Source organism: Paenirhodobacter sp. (genome assembly GCF_041916475.1).
Lineage (GTDB): Bacteria > Pseudomonadota > Alphaproteobacteria > Rhodobacterales > Rhodobacteraceae > Rhodobacter.
Window position 1 is genome coordinate 1 of the sequence record NZ_JAYRZN010000041.1, and the last position, 16,667, is coordinate 16,667.

Genomic DNA, 16,667 nt, shown 5'->3' on the forward strand with positions numbered 1-16,667 from the left:
CTCCTCCTCACCATCGAGGCCATGAAAATGGAAACCGGCATCCATGCCGACAAGGACGGTACCGTAAAGGCAATCCACGTCTCACAGGGAACACAGATCGACGCAAAAGACCTCATCATCGAAATCGGGTGACCTCACGTCAGCCAGCCGCTCCGGAATGCAATGCGGTGCAAATGCCGCTTGGAAATCGGCAACGAACATTGCAAAATCGGCTGAGGGAGCATCACATGGACGCAGCAACACCCGCCACGCCACCCAGGGACTACGAAGAACTGATCCGTCTGATCCATGATCGCCACGATCATATGAGCAAGACCTATCAGCGCATTTCCGTATTCCTGACCCAGAACCCGAACGATGTCGCGGTGCAGTCCGTGAACGCGATCGCGGACCGCTGCGGCATACATGCCTCGAGCTTCGTGCGCTTTGCGCAGGCGCTCGGCTACAAGGGGTTCAAGGAGCTTCAGGCGCTGTTCCAGCAGCGCCTGGCCACCGCGGCGCCGGGGTTCGAGGCGCGGGTGAAGGCGCTGGAATCCGAGCTGCACACCTCGGGCGACCGCAGCGAGGTCGGCTATCTGAGCGATCTGGTGGTGCGCGATATCGCTTCGCTGCAGGAGCTCCTGAAGGACATCCGGCAGGAGGATCTGGCGCTTGCCGCCCGGCTGCTGCACGAGGCCGATACGGTCTATCTGATGGGCCAGCTGCGCTCTCTGCCGGTGGTGGAGCTGATGTGCTACCAGCTGACGATGCTGGGCAAGCGCTGCGTTCTGCTCGACAATGCCGGCGGGCTCGCGACCCATGTCGCGCGCACGATCACGCCCCGCGACGTGCTGATGGCGGTGTCGTTCCGCTTCTATGCCAAGGAGGTGGTGAACATCACCGAAGAGCTCGGCGCGCGCGGCATCGACATCGTGGCGATCTCCGACAGCACCCTCTCGCCGCTGGCGAAATCGGCGCGGGTGCTGTTCCCGGTCCCCGAGCACGATTACACCTTCTCGCGCTCGCTTGCGGCCCCGATGTGCCTCGCGCAGGCGCTGGTCGTCGCGGTGGCGGCCCAGGTCCAGCACGACGATCGCGCGCCGCGGATCCCCACCGTCACCGGAACCTAGAGCCCCGCGACCCCGTCCCAGATCAGCTTCACCGCCACCAGCCCGACGGAGGCATAGGTCAGCGGATAGAAGATCGACGGGCGCATCCAGTGCACGATCCGCCCCCCGATCCAGGTGGAGACCACCGCGACCGGAAACATCAGCGCCGCGCGCCCGAGGTTCTGCGCATCGAATTCGCCCAGCATCGCATAGGGGATCAGCTTCGCCGCATTGGTCAGCGCGAAGAACATCACCGTGGTGCCGGTGAACAGCTTCGGATCGAGCTGCAGCGGCATCAGGTAGATCTGCAGCGGCGGCGCGCCGGCATGGGCGACGAAGCTGGTATAGCCGGCCGCAGTGCCGCAGGCATGGCCGAGCGCCCGGCGCCCGCCGCGCAACGCAGGCGCGCTGCGCGGCGCAAAGGCCGCCTTCGCCACGAACAGGAGCGACACCACCCCCACGATCAGCCGCACCGCCGCATCCGAGACCATCTCCGCCGTCATCCAGCCGATGGCGATGCCCGCCGCAGCCCCGGGCAGCACCCGGCGCAGGATCGCCCAGTCCACCCAGCGACGCCATTGCGCCACGCTGACCACATCCATCACCACGAGAACCGGCAGCAGCACCGCGGCCGCCGTCACCGGCGACATCACCAGCGCCATCAGCGGCACGCCCAGCATGCCGAGCCCCGCAAGGCCGCCCTTCGACAGGCCCACCAGCACCACCGCCAGCAATGTCACCGCCAGTTCGGCGGGCGAGGAGAACAGATCGTAGCGCATTCGGGGCTCATCCATGAAAGCGCCCGGAGCGGGGGGCGCTCCGGGCCGGCGAAAGGGCGCGGCAGGCTCAGGCCTTCTTGCTGCGCGCCTTCTGCCGATAGACGTCGGCCACCACGGCCGCGACGATGATGATGCCCTTGACGATTTCCTGATAGTAGGCGTCCACCCGCAGGAAGGTGAACCCCGACATCATCAGCCCGAGGATCACCGTACCGATCACGGTGCCGAAGATCCGCCCGCGCCCGCCGGTGAGCGAGGTGCCCCCGATCACCGCGGCGGCGATGGCGTCGAGCTCGTAGGACATGCCCATCCCCGCCTGCGCCGTCTCGGCCCGGGCCGCGGTCACGATCCCGGCCAGCCCCGACAGCAGCCCCGCCACCGCATAGACCTTGATCAGGTGGCGCTGCACATTGATGCCCGAGACGCGCGCGGCCTGCGGATTGGCGCCGATCGCATAGGTGAACTTGCCATAGCGGGTGTAGCGCAGCGCGACGTGGAACAGCACCGCCACCAAGAGGAAGATTACCACCGGCCAGGCACCGGAGCCGATCTTGGCGAAGCTTTCGGTTGGGAAGGAAATCGGCTGGCCCTTGGTGTACCACTTGGCGATGCCGCGCGCCGTCACCATCATGCCGAGCGTGGCGATGAAGGGCGGGATCCCCGTCCTGGCGATCAGCGCGCCGTTGATCACCCCGGCCAGAAGCCCGAGCCCGAACCCCACCGCGAGCGGCACCACCACCGGCATGTCGGTCAGCGCAGGGTATATCGCGCGGGCATAGTCGCTGGTTTGCGCGAAGCTCATCGCGATCATCGCCGTCATTGCCACGACCGAGCCCGAGCTCAGGTCGATGCCGCCGGTCACGATCACCTGCGTCACCCCGATGGCGATGATCCCGATCACCGAGACCTGCAGGATCATGATCGTAAGCCGCTGCGGGTTCATCAGGAAGCTCTGCCCCTGCAGGATCCAGCCCAGAACCTCGAAGATCAGCGCGACACCGATCAGAACCAGAAGGATGTTCACCTCCTGCGGCACCCGGCGCTTGGCGCGGGCCGCCGGCTCGATCTGCACGTTTTCCATATCGTCCTCCTCCGGCGCCGCCTCAGCGGGCCGCCAGCTCCATGATTTTCACCTGATCGGCCTCGGCCCGGTCCAGGATGCCGGTCATATGGCCCTCGTGCATGACCATGATCCGGTCCGACATGCCCAGCACCTCGGGCAGCTCGGACGAAATCATGATCACGGCGACGCCGTCCTGCGCCAGCCGCGAGATCAGGCGGTGAATTTCGGCCTTCGCGCCGACGTCGATGCCGCGCGTCGGCTCGTCGAGGATCAGGATCCGGGGCTTCGTCAGCAGCCAGCGCGCGATCAGCACCTTCTGCTGGTTCCCGCCCGAGAGGTTCTCGATCCGCTCCTCCAGGTTCGGGGTCTTTACCCGCAGCCGCTGGCGCATCTCCTCGCACAGGCCCTCCATCGCGGTCTCTTCCACGAAACCGGCCTTCACATGGCCCTGGTGCAGCGCGGCGATCTGCATGTTCTCGAGGATCGAGAGCTGCAGGAAACAGCCGGTGTCCTTGCGGTCCTCGGTCAGCAGCGCCATGCCCTCGCGCATCGCATCGGCCGGCGAGGCGATGGAGACCGTGCGGCCATCCACCCGGATCGTACCGGTGGTGGCGGGCGTGACCCCGAAGATCGCCTCCGCCACATTGGTGCGCCCCGACCCCACCAGCCCGGCAAGGCCCAGGATCTCGCCCCGGTGCAGCTCGAAGCTGATATCGTGGAACACGCCCGGGAGGCTGAGGTTCTCGACCTTCAGGATCACATCGCCGATCGCGGCCTCTTCCTTCGGGAACATCTCGGTGATCTCGCGCCCGACCATCATCCGGATGATGTCGTCGCGGGTCACATCGCTGCTCGCATGGGTGCCGACATAGGTGCCATCGCGGAACACCGAAAATTCATCGGCGATCTCGAACAGCTCGTTCATCTTGTGGGTGATATAGACGATGCCCACGCCCTTGGCCTTCAGGTCGCGGATGATGCGGAACAGGTGCTCCACCTCGGATTCGGTGATCGCCGAGGTCGGCTCGTCCATGATCAGCACATCGGATTCGTAGCTCACCGCCTTGGCGATCTCCACCATTTGCCGCTGCGCGACCGTCAGCGTGCTGATCTCGGCCGCAGGCGAAATGCGGATGCCCAGCTGGTCGAACAGGGCCTGCGTCCTGCGCGCCATTTCGGCATGGTCGATCAGCCCGAAGGCATTCTTCGGCTCGCGCCGGATCCAGATGTTCTCGGCCACCGTCATCCAGGTCATCAGCGCCAGTTCCTGGTGGATCATGGCGATGCCGCGCTCCAGCGCATCGAGCGGCCCCTTGAGCTCCACCTCCTCGCCCGAAAGCCGGATCGTGCCGCGGTCGGGCGTATAGATCCCGGCGATGATCTTCATCAGCGTGGATTTGCCCGCGCCATTCTCGCCCATCAGCGCATGCACGGTGCCGGGCTTCAGCCGGAACTGGACGTTGTCGAGCGCCACCACGCCCGGGAATTCCTTGCGGATGCCTTCGATCTCGAGGACGTAGGGCCCGGCCTTCTGCCGCACCCGCTCGATCGCCTGCAGTGTTCTCGTCGATACCATGGTTCCCCCCTGCACCGGCTGCGGCCGGGGCGCCGGGCCTGCCGGCGCCCCGCGCGGATCAGTTCTTCTTCAGGTACGCGTCGAGGTTCGCAGGCGTCACCAGCTCGAACGGCACCGTCACCTTGTGCTCGAAGCTGTCGCCCTTGGCGATTTTCAGCACGGTATCGAGCGCGCCTTCGCCCTGCCCCTTCGCCGATTGATAGACGGTGACGTCCAGATCGCCGCCCTTCATCGCGGCCAGCGCGTCCTGCGTCGCATCCACCCCGGCCACGATCACGTCCTTCATGTCCACACCCGAGGACTTCAGCGCCTGGATCGCGCCGAGCGCCATCTCGTCATTGTTCGCCACCACCGCCTGCGGCTTCATCCCCGAGGTGTTCCAGTTCGTCATCAGGTCCATCGCCGGGGTGCGCATCCAGTTCGCGGTCTGCTGATCGAGGATCTTGATCCCGTCGCAGGGCGGGTTGGAGAACACGCGCTCCTCGGCCGCGGTCCGGCCGCGCTGGCCGGTGGTGCCGAGTTGCCCCATCAGGATCAGCGCATCGCCCTTGCCGCCCATCAGCTTGCAGACCTCGGCCGCCTGCAATTCACCGGCCTGCTCCTCATCCGAGCCGACCCAGGCCTGCTTCGCGGGGAACTTGTCCATGTTCGCGGGCAGCATGTTCACGAAGACCAGCGGCACACCGGCCTGATCGGCGATCTTGGACATGGCCTTGCCCGAATCCGCATCCACAAGCATGACGATGATGCCATCGACCCCGGAGGCCACGAAATTCTCGATCTGCGACTGCTGGCGCGCGATGTCGCCCAGGGCGTCCTCCATCTGCACCTGCACGCCCAGGGCATCGGCATGGCTCTGGATGTTGTGGCGCAGCACGGTGAGATAGTTGTCGTCGAACAGCGACATCGCCACACCGATCTTCTCGGCATGCGCGGTCCCGGCCAGCACCGCGCAGAATGCCGCAGCCGTCGCAAACGTCTTCATCATGGTCTTCTCCTCCTCCTGTTTATCTCTGGGCCGCCGCCGCGCCGGGGTCTCGCCCTCGGCCGGCAACGTTCCGGGCAGGTGCATCCGGGCATGGCTCCGCCTGCGGCCAGAAGCCGCGCGCCCCGACAGAAGCTGGAACCCCCCCGTTTGCACCGGCGCCCGGCGCCGGTTCCCGGCAGGCCCGCGCACGGATCCGCCGATTTCTCCCAGCGGCGGGAATCCCCGCCGCCTCCGTTTCCGACACTAGCCGGGCCGCAATCCGTTTGCAACGAAAATTGCAATTCACAATTGCGGCAATATTCAGATCGTCGCCACCTCAGCCGCCAAGGGCCAGCGCGCCCGATCCCGCCCCCTCCAGAAGGCCCACCAGCTGCGCGCAGCATCGCGTCGCCACCAGCCCGTCTTGCGCCGTGGCGAGGTCCGGGTCCGCCCGGCCCGCGCGGCAGGCCGCGACCCAGGCCTGATCCTGCGCGCGGTAGCTGTCCGCGAAGCGGCCGATCCAGTCCGCCGGATAGGCCGCCTGCGCCGCGCCCGCCGCCCGCAGGCGCACCGGCGCCGGCTCGGCCATCGCCACTGCCCCCGCGCGCCCGACGAGCTCGGCATGGACGTGGTAGCCATAGGCCGCGTTCATGAACACCTCGATGCGCACCACCGCGCCGATATCGGTCTCGAGCTCGGCCAGGATCAGGTCGCCCCGGTCCCCCACCGCGCGGATCCGCGCCGCCGTATACTCCGCCCCGAGCAGCCAGCGGCAGATATCGATCTCATGCACCATCGCATTGGTCACGATCATAGGCCCAGTGAACCACCCCGGCGCAATCTGGTTGCGGTGCACGCAGTGCAGCACCATCGGCGCGCCCACCCGCCCCGCATCCAGCGCGGCCTTCATCTCGCGGTAGGTCTCGTCGAACCGCCGCATGAAGCCGGTGCAGACAAGCCCGCGCCCGGCATCCGCCGCCACGATCTCGCGGCATTCCGCCACCGTTGCCGCGAGCGGCTTTTCGCACAGAACCGGCTTGCCCAGCCGCAGCGCCTCCATCACCAGCCCGTGGTGCGCGGCATCGGGCGCAGCAACGAGAACCGCCGCCACCGCATCGTCGCGGATCAGCGCCATGCCATCGCTATGAACCCGCGCTCCGGCGGCCACCGTCTCGGCCCGGGCGCGGTCCGGATCCGAGACCGCAGCCAGCCGCGCGCCCCCGATCCGCCCGGCGAACAGGCGGGCATGATACCCGCCCATCACCCCGGCGCCGATGACGCCGACCCCGAGCGTATTACCGCTTGAGATAGGCATCTGCGGTCTCCGGCGTCACCAGCTCGAACGGAATGTAGACGGCCTGCTCGGACAGCTTCTCGCCGCGGGCGAGGGCCGCGATGACCTCGGCGCCCTTGCGCCCTTGCGCCCCTGCCCCGCCGCATCCTGGAACACGGTGAGGTCCACATCCCCCGATTTCAGCGCCATCAGCGCGTCGGGCGTCGCGTCGATCCCGGCCACGACCACTTCCTCCGGAGGCACCCCCGCCGCCTTCAGCGCCTGCGCCGCGCCGATCGCCATTTCGTCATTGTTGGCAAAGATCACATCCGGCTGGATCCCGGCCGACAGCCAGTTCGACACCAGATCGCTCGCCTTGCTGCGCGACCAGTCCGCCACCTAGGTATCCACGATCTCCACGAAATCGCATTCCGGCGTCTTCACGAAATCCTGCACCGTCTGCGTGCGCACGCGGCCCGCCTGGATGAACAGATCCCCCGCCAGGATCACGCCCCGTGCCTTGCCGTCTCCGACGCGCGCTTTCACCTGCTTGCAGGCCTCGCGCGCCTGGATTGTGCCGGCATCCACCTCGCGCGAGCCGACGAAGGCCTCCAGCGGCCCGAGCTTGTCCACATTCGGCGGCTCGCGGTTGATGTTCACCACCGGAATCCCTGCGGCATTGGCCAGCTTGTCGATCTGGGTGATCAGGTCGGAATCGACCGCGACCACGATGATGCCATCCACCCCCGAGGTGATGAAATTCTGCACCTGGCTCAGCTGCCGCGGCAGGTCGTTCTGCGCATCCTCGAACTGGAGGCTCAGCCCCTGCTCCTTCGCGCCCTCCTCGATCCCGTGGCGCAGGATCGTCAGGAAGTTGTTGTCGAACTGCGCCATCGCCACGCCGATGTTCTGCGCATGGGCCGCCCCCGCGGTCAGCGCGAGCGCCGCCGCCATCATATATGTCCGCATTCTGTCCTCCCTCAGGTTTCAAACAGGCAGGGCACCCAGGCCCCGCCCTGCGCATGCGAGCGGATCGCGGCCTGAATGAAGGCCACCCCCGCTGCGCCATCCTCCAGCCCCGGACAGGCGATCAGCCCCTCCGGCAGCACCCGCCCCGCCCGGCGCGCCTCCACGGCCACGGCGAATTCCTCATACAGGTTGCCCCAGGCATCGCTCAGCGCCTCCGGATGGCCGCGCGGGATATGGACGAAGCGCGCCACCTCCGGCAGCACCCCCGCCCCATGCCCGCGCGAAATCCGCTGATGCGGCGCGTTGAACGGCCGCAGATGCACATATTCGGGGCTCTCCTGATCCCATTCCAGCGTCCCCTCGGTTCCGGAGATCCGCAGCCGCAGCGCGCAGCTCGCCCCCGCCACCGCCTGCGAGACCAGCAGCGTGCCCGGCACGCCCCCCTCGAAGCGGCAGGTCATGAACGCGGTATCCTCCAGCGGCTGCGGCGCGCCCAGCGTATGGAAATCCGCGCGCAGCTCCGTCATCCGCAGCCCGGAGACGAATTCCGCCAGGTGATGCGCATGGATGCCGATATCGGCCGTGGTCGCCGCACCGCCGACCTTGGCCGGGTCCTGCCGCCAGGGCGTGCCGGACCAGGCCGCATCCGCAGGCAGCAGCGCCAGCTCCTGGAAATATTCCACATGGATCTGCGTCACCCGCCCGATCGCGCCCGCGCGCACCATCTGCCGCAGCTGCCGCACCATGGCATGGGCCGCGAAGGAATAGGTCACCCCGAAGAACAGCCCGGTCTCGCGCTGCTTCGCAATCAGCGAGCGCGCTTCCTCCAGCGTGTTCACCAGCGGCTTGTCAGAGATCACATCGATCCCCGCCTCCATGAAGGCCATCGCCACCGGATGGTGCAGGTGATTGGGCACGGTGATCGCGACCGCGTCGATGCCATCGGTCCGCGCGGCCTCGGCGCGCGCCATCTCGCGCCAGTCGGTATAGCTGCGCGCCGGATCGAGGCCCCAGTCCCGCCCCGAGGCCTGCGCCACCTCCGGACGCGAGGACAGGGCCCCCGCGACGATATCCCACCGATCCGACAGCCGCGCACCGCGGGCATGCACCCGCCCGATGAAGGCCCCTGCCCCGCCGCCAACCACGCCAAGGCGCAAGCGCCGCCCCGCGGCGGGAAGCGCTCCCGCCGGTTCTGCCTGCTCTGTCATATGCTCCTCCCCTGGCCGAATCCCGGCCCCTGCGGCGCATCAAACCGAACCCCGGCAATTTTCGCAACATCTATTGCATAAATTCCACCAATGATGTTTCCGTTGCTTTGGAGGAAATCACCATGCAACAGAATCGCCCGCCGGAGGCTCTCCGGCTGGACCAGGTCGCGCATGCCTATGGCGCGAACCCCGTCCTTGCCGGGATCGACCTGCACGTCGGTGCGGGCGAAGTGCTCGCGCTGGTCGGCGAGAATGGCGCCGGGAAATCGACCCTGATGAAGATCATCGCGGGCTATATCACCCCGCGCGCGGGGGATGCCCGCTGGCGCGGCGCGCCGGTGCCGCAGGGCGCACGCGCCGCGGAGGCCGCGGGCATCGTTCTGGTGCATCAGGAATTCGCCCTGATCCCCGATATGACCGTGGCCGAGAACATCCTGCTCGGCCATGAGCCCACGCGCTTCGGCCTGATCGACCGTGCCGCGCTGCGCGCCCGCGCCCGCAGCGCGCTGCGGCTCCTGAAGTCCGAAATCGACCCGGATACCGGGCTCGCGCATCTGCCGGTGCCCAGCTGGCAGATCGTCGAGCTGGCCAAGGCCTTCGCCGCGGCGCCGCGCCTGCTGCTGATGGACGAGCCCACCGCCGTCCTCGGCGCGCAGGAGACCGAGGCGCTGTTCGCCCGGATCCGTGCCTTCGCCGCGGAGGGGGGCGCCGTGATCTTCACCTCGCACCGGCTCGACGAGGTCCGCGCGATCTCGGACCGGGTGGCGGTGCTGCGCGACGGCGCGATCACGCTCGACCGCCCTACGGCGGAACTGAGCGAGCACGATATCGCCTCGGCCATGATCGGGCGCGAGATGGCGGACCTGTTCCCGCCGCTGCCGCCCCGGCCCGCCGCGCCGCCGATCCTCTCGGTCTCGGGGCTGGAGGTGCCGCGCGGCTTCGGCGCGCCGGTGCGCGAGGCCAGCTTCGATATCGCCCCGGGCGAGATCCTGGGCGTGGCGGGCCTCGTCGGCGCCGGCCGGACCGAGCTGTTCGAAGGCCTCGTCGGGCTGCGCCCGGCCAGCGCGCAGCGCTTCGTCTGGCGCGGAACCGCGCGCCCGCTCCCCGATGCCGTCGGCGCCTGGCGCATGGGCATCGCCTATCTGACCGAGGACCGCAAAGCCCGCGGCCTGCTGCTGCAGGAGGATCTGGAGCTCAATACCGCGCTCACCGTCGGCGCCCTGTCGGGCGGCGCGCGGATCGACCGCGGCGCCGAGGCCCGCCGCTTCGCCGAAGCGCAGAAGCGCTACAGCATCCGCGCCGCCTCGCCCAAGGTCAGCGCCGGGCAGCTCTCGGGCGGCAACCAGCAGAAGGTCCTTTTCGCCAAGACCCTCGCCTCGGACCCCGATCTGGTGATCCTCGACGAGCCCACCCGCGGCGTCGATATCGGCGCGAAGAGCCAGATCTACGAGGTGATCGCGGGCCTCGCCCGGCAGGGCAAGGCGGTCGTGGTGATCTCCTCCGAGCTGCCGGAGCTGATCGGCCTCGCGCACCGGATCATGGTCATCGACCGCGGCCGCATCGCCGGGATCCTGACCCCGCCCGACGGCACCCGCCCCTCCGAACGCGCGATCCTCGATCTCGCGCTCGGCCTAGCCCCACAGGACATCTCCCGATGATACGCACCTTCCTGGGCCGGATGGGCCCGCTCCTCGCCCTGCTCCTGCTGTTCGTCGCGGGCAGCCTGCTCAGCCCCACCTTCCTGACCTCCGAGAACCTGCTGAACGTGCTCACCCGCTCCTCGGTGATCGGAATCATCGCCATCGGCGCGACCTTCGTCATCACCGCGCGCGGGCTGGATCTGTCGGTGGGCGCGATGGCGGCGCTGGTGGCGGGGCTGTCGATCCTGTGCATGAACGGGCTTCTGGGCGCGATGGGCGCCCTGCCCGCGCTGATCCTCGGCCTTGCGCTCGCGCTGCTGTTCGGCGGCGCCGCGGGGCTGGTGAACGGCGGGCTCGTCGTCTGGGGCCGGATCGACGCCTTCATCGTCACCCTCGGCACGATGGGGATCATGCGCTCGCTGATCACCTGGATGTCGGACGGCGGCTCGATCTCGCTCGATTTCGCCCTGCGCGGCGTCGGCCGCCCGCTCTATTACGGCACCGTGCTGGGCGTGCCGGTGCCGGTGCTGATCTTCGCAGCCCTCGCCCTCATCGCCGAAATCGCCATGACCCGCCTGCGCTTCGGCCGCCACGTCACCGCCATCGGCTCCAATGCCGAGGTGGCCCGCCATTCCGCCATCCGGGTCAGCCGGGGGCGGCTGGCCACCTATGTGCTGCAGGGGCTCTGCGTCGGCCTCGCGACGCTGATCTACATCCCGCGCCTCGGCGCCGTCACCCCCTCGACCGGCATGCTGTGGGAGCTGGAGGCCATCGCCTCGGTGATCATCGGCGGCACCGCGCTCGCGGGTGGCTATGGCCGGGTCTGGGGCACGGTGGCCGGGGTGCTGATCCTCGGCCTCGTCGCCAACATCCTGAACCTGACGAGCTTCGTCAGCCCGCATCTGAACGGCGCCTTCCAGGGCGCGATCATCGTGATCGCCGTGTTCCTGCAGCGCCGCACCGCCAAGACCATCTGAGAGGAGGAGATCCGGATGAAACTGAACCGTCGCACCATGCTCGCTGCCGGCGCCGCAGGCCTCGCCCTGCCCGCCGCCCTGCCCGCCCGCGCGCAGGACAAAACCGCCAGGATCGGCATCGCCATCCCCGCCGCCACCCATGGCTGGACCGGCGGGCTGAACTTCCACACCGAGCGCACCATCAAGGCGCTGGAAGCCGCCTTCCCGCAGCTCGAATTCGTGCTGACCACGGCAGGAGACGTGCAGGCGCAGGTGAACAACGTCGAGGACCTGATCGCGCGCCAGATCGACGCACTGGTGATCCTGCCGATGGAGAGCGCGCCGCTGACCGAGCCGGTGAAGGCCGCCAAGGCGCGCGGCATCTTCATCACCACGGTGGACCGGGGCCTCTCGGAGGAGGGGGTCGAGGATCTCTATGTCGGCGGCAACAACCCGCAATACGGCATCGAGGCGGCGGAGTATTTCAAGGCACGGCTGCCGAAGGGCGGCAAGATCGTGGTGATGCGCGGCATTCCGACCGCGATCGACAACATCCGCATCGAGGCGTTCCAGAAGGTGCTGGAAGGAACCGGCGTCGAGATCCTCGACATGCAATATGCGAACTGGAACCCCGACAAGGCCTTCGAGGTGATGCAGGATTACCTGACCCGCTTCCCGCAGATCGACGGCGTCTGGGCCGGAGACGATGATGCCGCCCTCGGCGCCAAGGCCGCGATCGAACAGGCAGGCCGGCAGGAGGGCATGCTGCTGCTCGGCGGCTCCGGCATGAACCGGGTGATCAAGATGATCATGGATGGCGACGCGGTGATCGACGCCGACATCTTCTACCCGCCGACGCTGATCATCCCGGCCATCGAGGTGACCGCGATGCGCTATGCCACGCAGGCGCCGATCCGCGGCCGCTATGTGCTCGACAGCCCGCTGATCACCAAGGAGAATGCCGCGGAATTCTACTTCCCCGACAGCCCCTATTGAGCGGTGCGGGCCGGGCCTCCGCGCCCGGCCCTATTCCCAGGTGAAGCCCTCTGTGCGCAGCGCGGTCTCGGCGCATTCTACATCCTCGAACCCCTTCACCCCCGATACGCCAATCCCGCCGACAACGACGCCATCGTGCTTCACCGGCAGCCCCCCGCTCCAGACGATCAGCCGCGGACGGTTCGCCAGAACCATGCGGCTGTCGTCGCGCTCCCGCGTCTCCTCGAAATATTTCTGCGTGGTCTTGCGCATCAGCGCGGCGGTATAGGCCTTGTCCGTCGCAAAGCCGAGGATATGCGCGCCTACCCCGTCGAGCCGCAGCGACGCGAGCACCGTCCCGTCCGGATCGGTGACGACGCAGGCCACCGGCCACCCCCGCCCTTCCGCATGCGCGCAAGCCAGGTCCACCAGGCGAAACGCTGTCCGTGCCGAAAGCACCGGCCGCATGATGATCATTCTTCCCTCCCAGATCCGCAGGGCACCGGCGCCCTTCGCTCAATGAATATTCCAGGACGTCAGGCGCATCAACATTCATTGCCTGCGGCGATCATGTCTCGCGGAAGGCGCGGGCGAAATAATCCGTCACCGGCTTCATCAGATAGCTCAGCGCCGAGCGCGACCCGGTGGCCAGCATCACCTCCACCGGCATCCCCGGCAGCACCTGCGCCGCGCCGAGCCGCGCCCGCTCTGCCGGATCCAGCGCCACCTCGGCGCGGAAATAGCTCTGGCCCGAGGCCTTGTCCTCGAAGGCATCGGCCGAAACCAGCGTCACCCGGCCGCGCAGCTCGGGCGTCGTGGGGCTGGAAAAGGCGGTGAAGCGCAGCTTCGCCTCCTGCCCCGGATGCACGCTGTCGATCTCGTTGGGGGAAATCCGCGCGGCGATCACCAGCGGCCGGTCCTGCGGCACCACATAGCCCACCGTCTCCGCCGCGCGCAGCACCGCATGCGGCCCCGAAACCGCCAGCCCATAAAGCACCCCGCCCACCGGGGCGCGGATCTCCAGCCGCGCGATCTTTTCGGCCAGCGCCTGGCGCTTCTCGGCGAGCTGCAGCGCCTGAACGCCCAGGTCGCGCAGCTCGGTCGTGGCCTCCTCGCGGCGCTGCGCATCGAGGTTCAGCACCTCGAGCCGGGTCTCCACGATCCGCCCGCGCGCCTCGCCCACCTGCGCCATCAGCGCCCCGCGCTCGCCCTCCAGCCGCGCCTTTTCGCGGTCCAGCGCCATCACCGTGGAGGCCTGCATCAGCCCGCGCTCCAGCAGGCTGCGCTTGTCGGCCAGCTCCTGCCCGATCAGCCCCGCCTGCCGCTCCAGCGCGGCAATCTGCGCGGCATGGCCGCTGAGCTGGCTCTCGATCTGGGTGATCCGCTCGGCCAGCTGCTCGCGCTGGCCGCTGAGGGTGCGGGCGCGCGCCGCAAACAGCGCCTCCTGGCCCCGCATCAGCTCCGCCACCGCCGCATCCTGCGCCGCGCGCGCGCGCAGCTCCGCCGCGAACGCAATCTCCCCGGCCGCGTCGCGCTCGGCCTCCAGCCGCCCGCTGCGCGCCAGAACCTCGAAATACTGCGCATCGGCCATCGCGCGCTCGGAGCGCAGCGCGGTGCCATCGAGCGCCATCAGCACCTGCCCCGCCACGACCGGCGCGCCCTCCTGCACGAACAGCTCCGCCACCACCCCGCCATCCGGGTGCTGCAGGATCTGGCGCTGGTTCTGCACCTCGACCCGCCCCGAAGACACCACCGCCCCCGAGATCGACGACAGCGCCGCCCAGCCCCCGAGCCCGAACACCAGAACCGCAAGCGTGGTGAACCCGGCCATCAGCGGCCAGCGTGCCGACCGGATCATGCCGCACCTCCCACCGGAACCCCGCGCAGGATCTGCGCCGGATTGCGCACCCGCGTGCGCAGCACTTCGTCGCGCGGGCCGAAGGCCGCCTGCCGCCCGCCCTCCAGCATCAACAGCAGGTCGCAATCCTGCAGCGCGGCGGGCCGGTGTGCCATCACCATCACGATGCCGCCCGCGGCCTTCACCCCCCGGATCGCCGCATTCACCGCGGCCGAGCCTTCGGCATCCAGGTTCGAATTCGGCTCGTCGAGCACCAGCAGAACCGGGTCGCCATAGAGCGCGCGCGCGAGCCCGATGCGCTGTATCTGCCCGCCCGAAAGCCGCCCGCCCTCCGCCGAAATCCGGGTATCGTAGCCATCCGGGAAGGAGAGGATCATCTCATGCGCGCCCGCCCTCTGCGCCGCGCGCAGCACATCGGACGCGGCGAAGCCCGTGGTCATCCGCGCGATATTCTCGGCGATGGTGCCATCGAACAGGCCCACCCTTTGCGGCACATAGCCGATCAGGCGGCCAAGCGTCTCCTCGCCATATTGCTCGATCGAGACCCCGCCAAGCCGCACCGAGCCAGCCATCGGCGCCCAGATCCCGGTGACCGCGCGCCCGAGCGAGGATTTCCCCGAAGCCGAGGGCCCGATCACGCCCAGCACCTGCCCCGGCTCCAGCGCAAAGCCGATCCGCTGCAGCACCGGCTGGCGCTCGCCCGGCGCCCCCGCCACGAGGCCCTCCACCACCAGCCGCGCCGCGGGCCGCGCGAGCGGCATCCGCGCAGGCTCCGGCGGCACCGCCGCCAGCAGCCCCGACAACCGCCCCCAGGCCCGCCGCGCCGATTGCAGGAGCGCCCATTGCCCCACCAGCGTCTCGATCGGCGCCAGCGCCCGCCCAAGCAGCACCGACGAGGCGATCATCACCCCCGACGACACCTCATGGCGCAGCACCAGCCAGGCCCCGAGCGCCAGCATCGCCGATTGCAGGAACTGCCGGAAGATCTTGGTGGCGGAGCCAAACACCGTGCCCATATCTCCCGCCGCGACGCTGCGCTCCAGCATCCGCGCGCGCGCAGCCTCCCAGCGGTCATGCGCCGCGCCGCGCATCCCGAGCGCGCCGAGCGGCCCGGCCTCGGCGCGAAACTGCGCGGCCAGCCGGTCGGTGGCGATGGCCGCGCCCGAAGCCTCCGCCCGGCCGCGCGCGGTCAGCATCTGGTTCGCCACCGCCACCGCCAGCAGCATCGCGCCGCCCAGCACCGCCAGCGCCCCCATCAGCGGATGGAAGAAGAAGATCCCCGCCAGAAACAGCGGCGTCCAGGGCAGATCGAGGCAGGCAAAGAACACCGGCGCGCCCGCGAACTGGCGCAGCGTATCCACATCGCGCTCGCCGCTGGCCGCGGCCGCATCACCCGGCTGCACCGCCTGCCGGCGCAGCGCCGCATCGAACACGCGCCGGTCCAGGCCCGCCTGGAACCGCGCGCCCGCCCGCGCCATCACCTGCGCGCGCACCGTCTCCAGCACCGCCATCGCCCCGAACAGGAACGCCACCAGCACGAACAGCGCCAAGAGCGTCGCCTCGGATCCGCTGGCCAGAACGCGGTCATAGACCTGCATCATGAACAGCGGCCCGGTGATCATCAGCAGGTTCACGAAGGCCGAGAACAACACGACAGCCCAGAACAGCGGACGGAGCCGGGCGCGCGCGGCGCGCAGCTCCGCCGCGCCGCGAGAGGGGGCGGGGCGATGCGTCATCATCGGATCCTTCGCCTCCCGCTCAGGCCTTGCGGCGCAGCACCGCCGCCCCGGCGCCAAGCGCGCCCAGCAGCAGCGGCAGCGCAGCCGGAACCGGCACCGCGGGCAGGCTGCTCCCGCTTTCCAGCGCGAAGGCGGCCGTGCCCACGAAATCCGCCCCCGGCCCGAACGGGTCCGCAAGCGCGCTGTCGAAGGTCAGCGTCACGCTCAGCCAGTCGCCGAAGGGCGAGCCCTCCGCGAGGTCGAAATCGAAGCGCAGCACATGATCGCCCGCGAGGGTCCAGCTGTCGGTCTCGGCAAACAGCAGCTGCGCCGCGCCATTCTCCAGCGACAGCGCGAATTTGGGCGCGAAGCCCTCGCCGCCGCTCAGGCTGGCATAGCTCACCGCAAAATCCGGCGACACCGGCGCCGCCGCATCCACATAAATGTCGCCCGCGGCGAGGAACACGGCCGCGGCATCGTCGCGCAGGGTCGCGGCCTGGGCCGCGGTGGTGGCGCTCAACGCGGCGGCAAGGATCAGAAGGTTACGCATGGAAGTACTCTCACATTGACAGGAAGGCGCCGCCCGCACCGCAGCGG

General features: G+C 68.9%; 15 protein-coding genes and 1 pseudogene. 5 read left to right on the forward strand and 11 right to left on the reverse strand.

All coding sequences use genetic code 11. From position 1 onward, the window contains the following. Nucleotides 1–132: biotin/lipoyl-containing protein (locus ACOMG5_RS14860; RefSeq protein ID WP_420344597.1), on the forward strand; the 132-nt coding region annotated here is incomplete at its 5' end. Between the two features lie 95 nt (nt 133–227). Then, entirely contained in the window at nt 228–1,109 is an 882-nt protein-coding gene (locus tag ACOMG5_RS14865) for a MurR/RpiR family transcriptional regulator (protein ID WP_420344578.1), read from the forward strand. Here the strand turns inward: ACOMG5_RS14865 and ACOMG5_RS14870 are convergent. From ACOMG5_RS14870 to ACOMG5_RS14900, 7 genes and pseudogenes are all read right to left on the reverse strand, one after another. After that, on the reverse strand, nt 1,106–1,867 hold the full coding sequence (locus ACOMG5_RS14870) for a sulfite exporter TauE/SafE family protein (protein ID WP_420344579.1): 762 nt from the start codon (nt 1,865–1,867) through the stop codon (nt 1,106–1,108). The two genes, ACOMG5_RS14865 and ACOMG5_RS14870, sit on opposite strands and share 4 nt — an antisense overlap. A gap of 67 nt (nt 1,868–1,934) precedes the next feature. Continuing rightward, a complete protein-coding gene (locus tag ACOMG5_RS14875; RefSeq protein ID WP_420344580.1) occupies nt 1,935–2,948 on the reverse strand; it encodes an ABC transporter permease in 1,014 nt (337 codons plus the stop codon). Between the two features lie 22 nt (nt 2,949–2,970). Then, nucleotides 2,971–4,506 carry a sugar ABC transporter ATP-binding protein gene (locus ACOMG5_RS14880; protein ID WP_420344581.1) on the reverse strand — a complete coding sequence of 512 codons (1,536 nt, stop codon included), beginning with the start codon at nt 4,504–4,506 and terminating at the stop codon, nt 2,971–2,973. Nucleotides 4,507–4,564: 58 nt separating this feature from the next. After that, on the reverse strand, nt 4,565–5,494 hold the full coding sequence (locus ACOMG5_RS14885) for a substrate-binding domain-containing protein (RefSeq protein ID WP_420344582.1): 930 nt from the start codon (nt 5,492–5,494) through the stop codon (nt 4,565–4,567). 316 nt (nt 5,495–5,810) lie between these two features. Then, complete coding sequence (locus ACOMG5_RS14890) at nt 5,811–6,788, reverse strand: Gfo/Idh/MocA family protein (protein WP_420344583.1); 978 nt, start codon at nt 6,786–6,788, stop codon at nt 5,811–5,813. Nucleotides 6,789–6,803: 15 nt separating this feature from the next. Beyond that, nucleotides 6,804–7,715: pseudogene (locus ACOMG5_RS14895) on the reverse strand (substrate-binding domain-containing protein). Between the two features lie 11 nt (nt 7,716–7,726). Then, on the reverse strand, nt 7,727–8,923 hold the full coding sequence (locus ACOMG5_RS14900; RefSeq protein WP_420344584.1) for a Gfo/Idh/MocA family protein: 1,197 nt from the start codon (nt 8,921–8,923) through the stop codon (nt 7,727–7,729). A 122-nt stretch (nt 8,924–9,045) separates the two neighbouring features. Here ACOMG5_RS14900 and ACOMG5_RS14905 point away from each other — a divergent pair, with 122 nt between their 5' ends. The 3 genes from ACOMG5_RS14905 to ACOMG5_RS14915 are packed head-to-tail and all read left to right on the forward strand — an operon-like array spanning nt 9,046 to nt 12,515. After that, the gene (locus ACOMG5_RS14905; protein ID WP_420344585.1) at nt 9,046–10,581 is read left to right on the forward strand and encodes a sugar ABC transporter ATP-binding protein; all 1,536 of its coding nucleotides are present in this window, start codon (nt 9,046–9,048) and stop codon (nt 10,579–10,581) included. Next, nucleotides 10,578–11,540, forward strand: a complete 963-nt coding sequence (locus ACOMG5_RS14910) for an ABC transporter permease (protein ID WP_420344586.1) — start codon at nt 10,578–10,580, stop codon at nt 11,538–11,540. Before ACOMG5_RS14905 ends, ACOMG5_RS14910 begins: the two co-directional genes overlap by 4 nt. A gap of 15 nt (nt 11,541–11,555) precedes the next feature. Then, the gene (locus ACOMG5_RS14915; RefSeq protein ID WP_420344587.1) at nt 11,556–12,515 is read left to right on the forward strand and encodes a substrate-binding domain-containing protein; all 960 of its coding nucleotides are present in this window, start codon (nt 11,556–11,558) and stop codon (nt 12,513–12,515) included. A 30-nt stretch (nt 12,516–12,545) separates the two neighbouring features. On the opposite strand, the gene ACOMG5_RS14920 is transcribed toward ACOMG5_RS14915, so the two are convergent. From ACOMG5_RS14920 to ACOMG5_RS14935, 4 genes are all read right to left on the reverse strand, one after another. Next, nucleotides 12,546–12,971 (reverse strand): GlcG/HbpS family heme-binding protein, encoded by a 426-nt coding sequence (locus tag ACOMG5_RS14920; RefSeq protein WP_420344588.1) that lies wholly within the window; start codon nt 12,969–12,971, stop codon nt 12,546–12,548. Between the two features lie 91 nt (nt 12,972–13,062). Then, nucleotides 13,063–14,352: an HlyD family type I secretion periplasmic adaptor subunit gene (locus ACOMG5_RS14925; protein ID WP_420344589.1), complete on the reverse strand. Its 1,290-nt coding sequence runs from the start codon at nt 14,350–14,352 to the stop codon at nt 13,063–13,065. Beyond that, nucleotides 14,349–16,088, reverse strand: coding sequence for a type I secretion system permease/ATPase (locus tag ACOMG5_RS14930; RefSeq protein ID WP_420344590.1), 1,740 nt, complete (start codon nt 16,086–16,088; stop codon nt 14,349–14,351). Before ACOMG5_RS14930 ends, ACOMG5_RS14925 begins: the two co-directional genes overlap by 4 nt. A gap of 22 nt (nt 16,089–16,110) precedes the next feature. Beyond that, a complete protein-coding gene (locus tag ACOMG5_RS14935; protein WP_420344591.1) occupies nt 16,111–16,620 on the reverse strand; it encodes a hypothetical protein in 510 nt (169 codons plus the stop codon). Nucleotides 16,621–16,667: the final 47 nt, after the last annotated feature.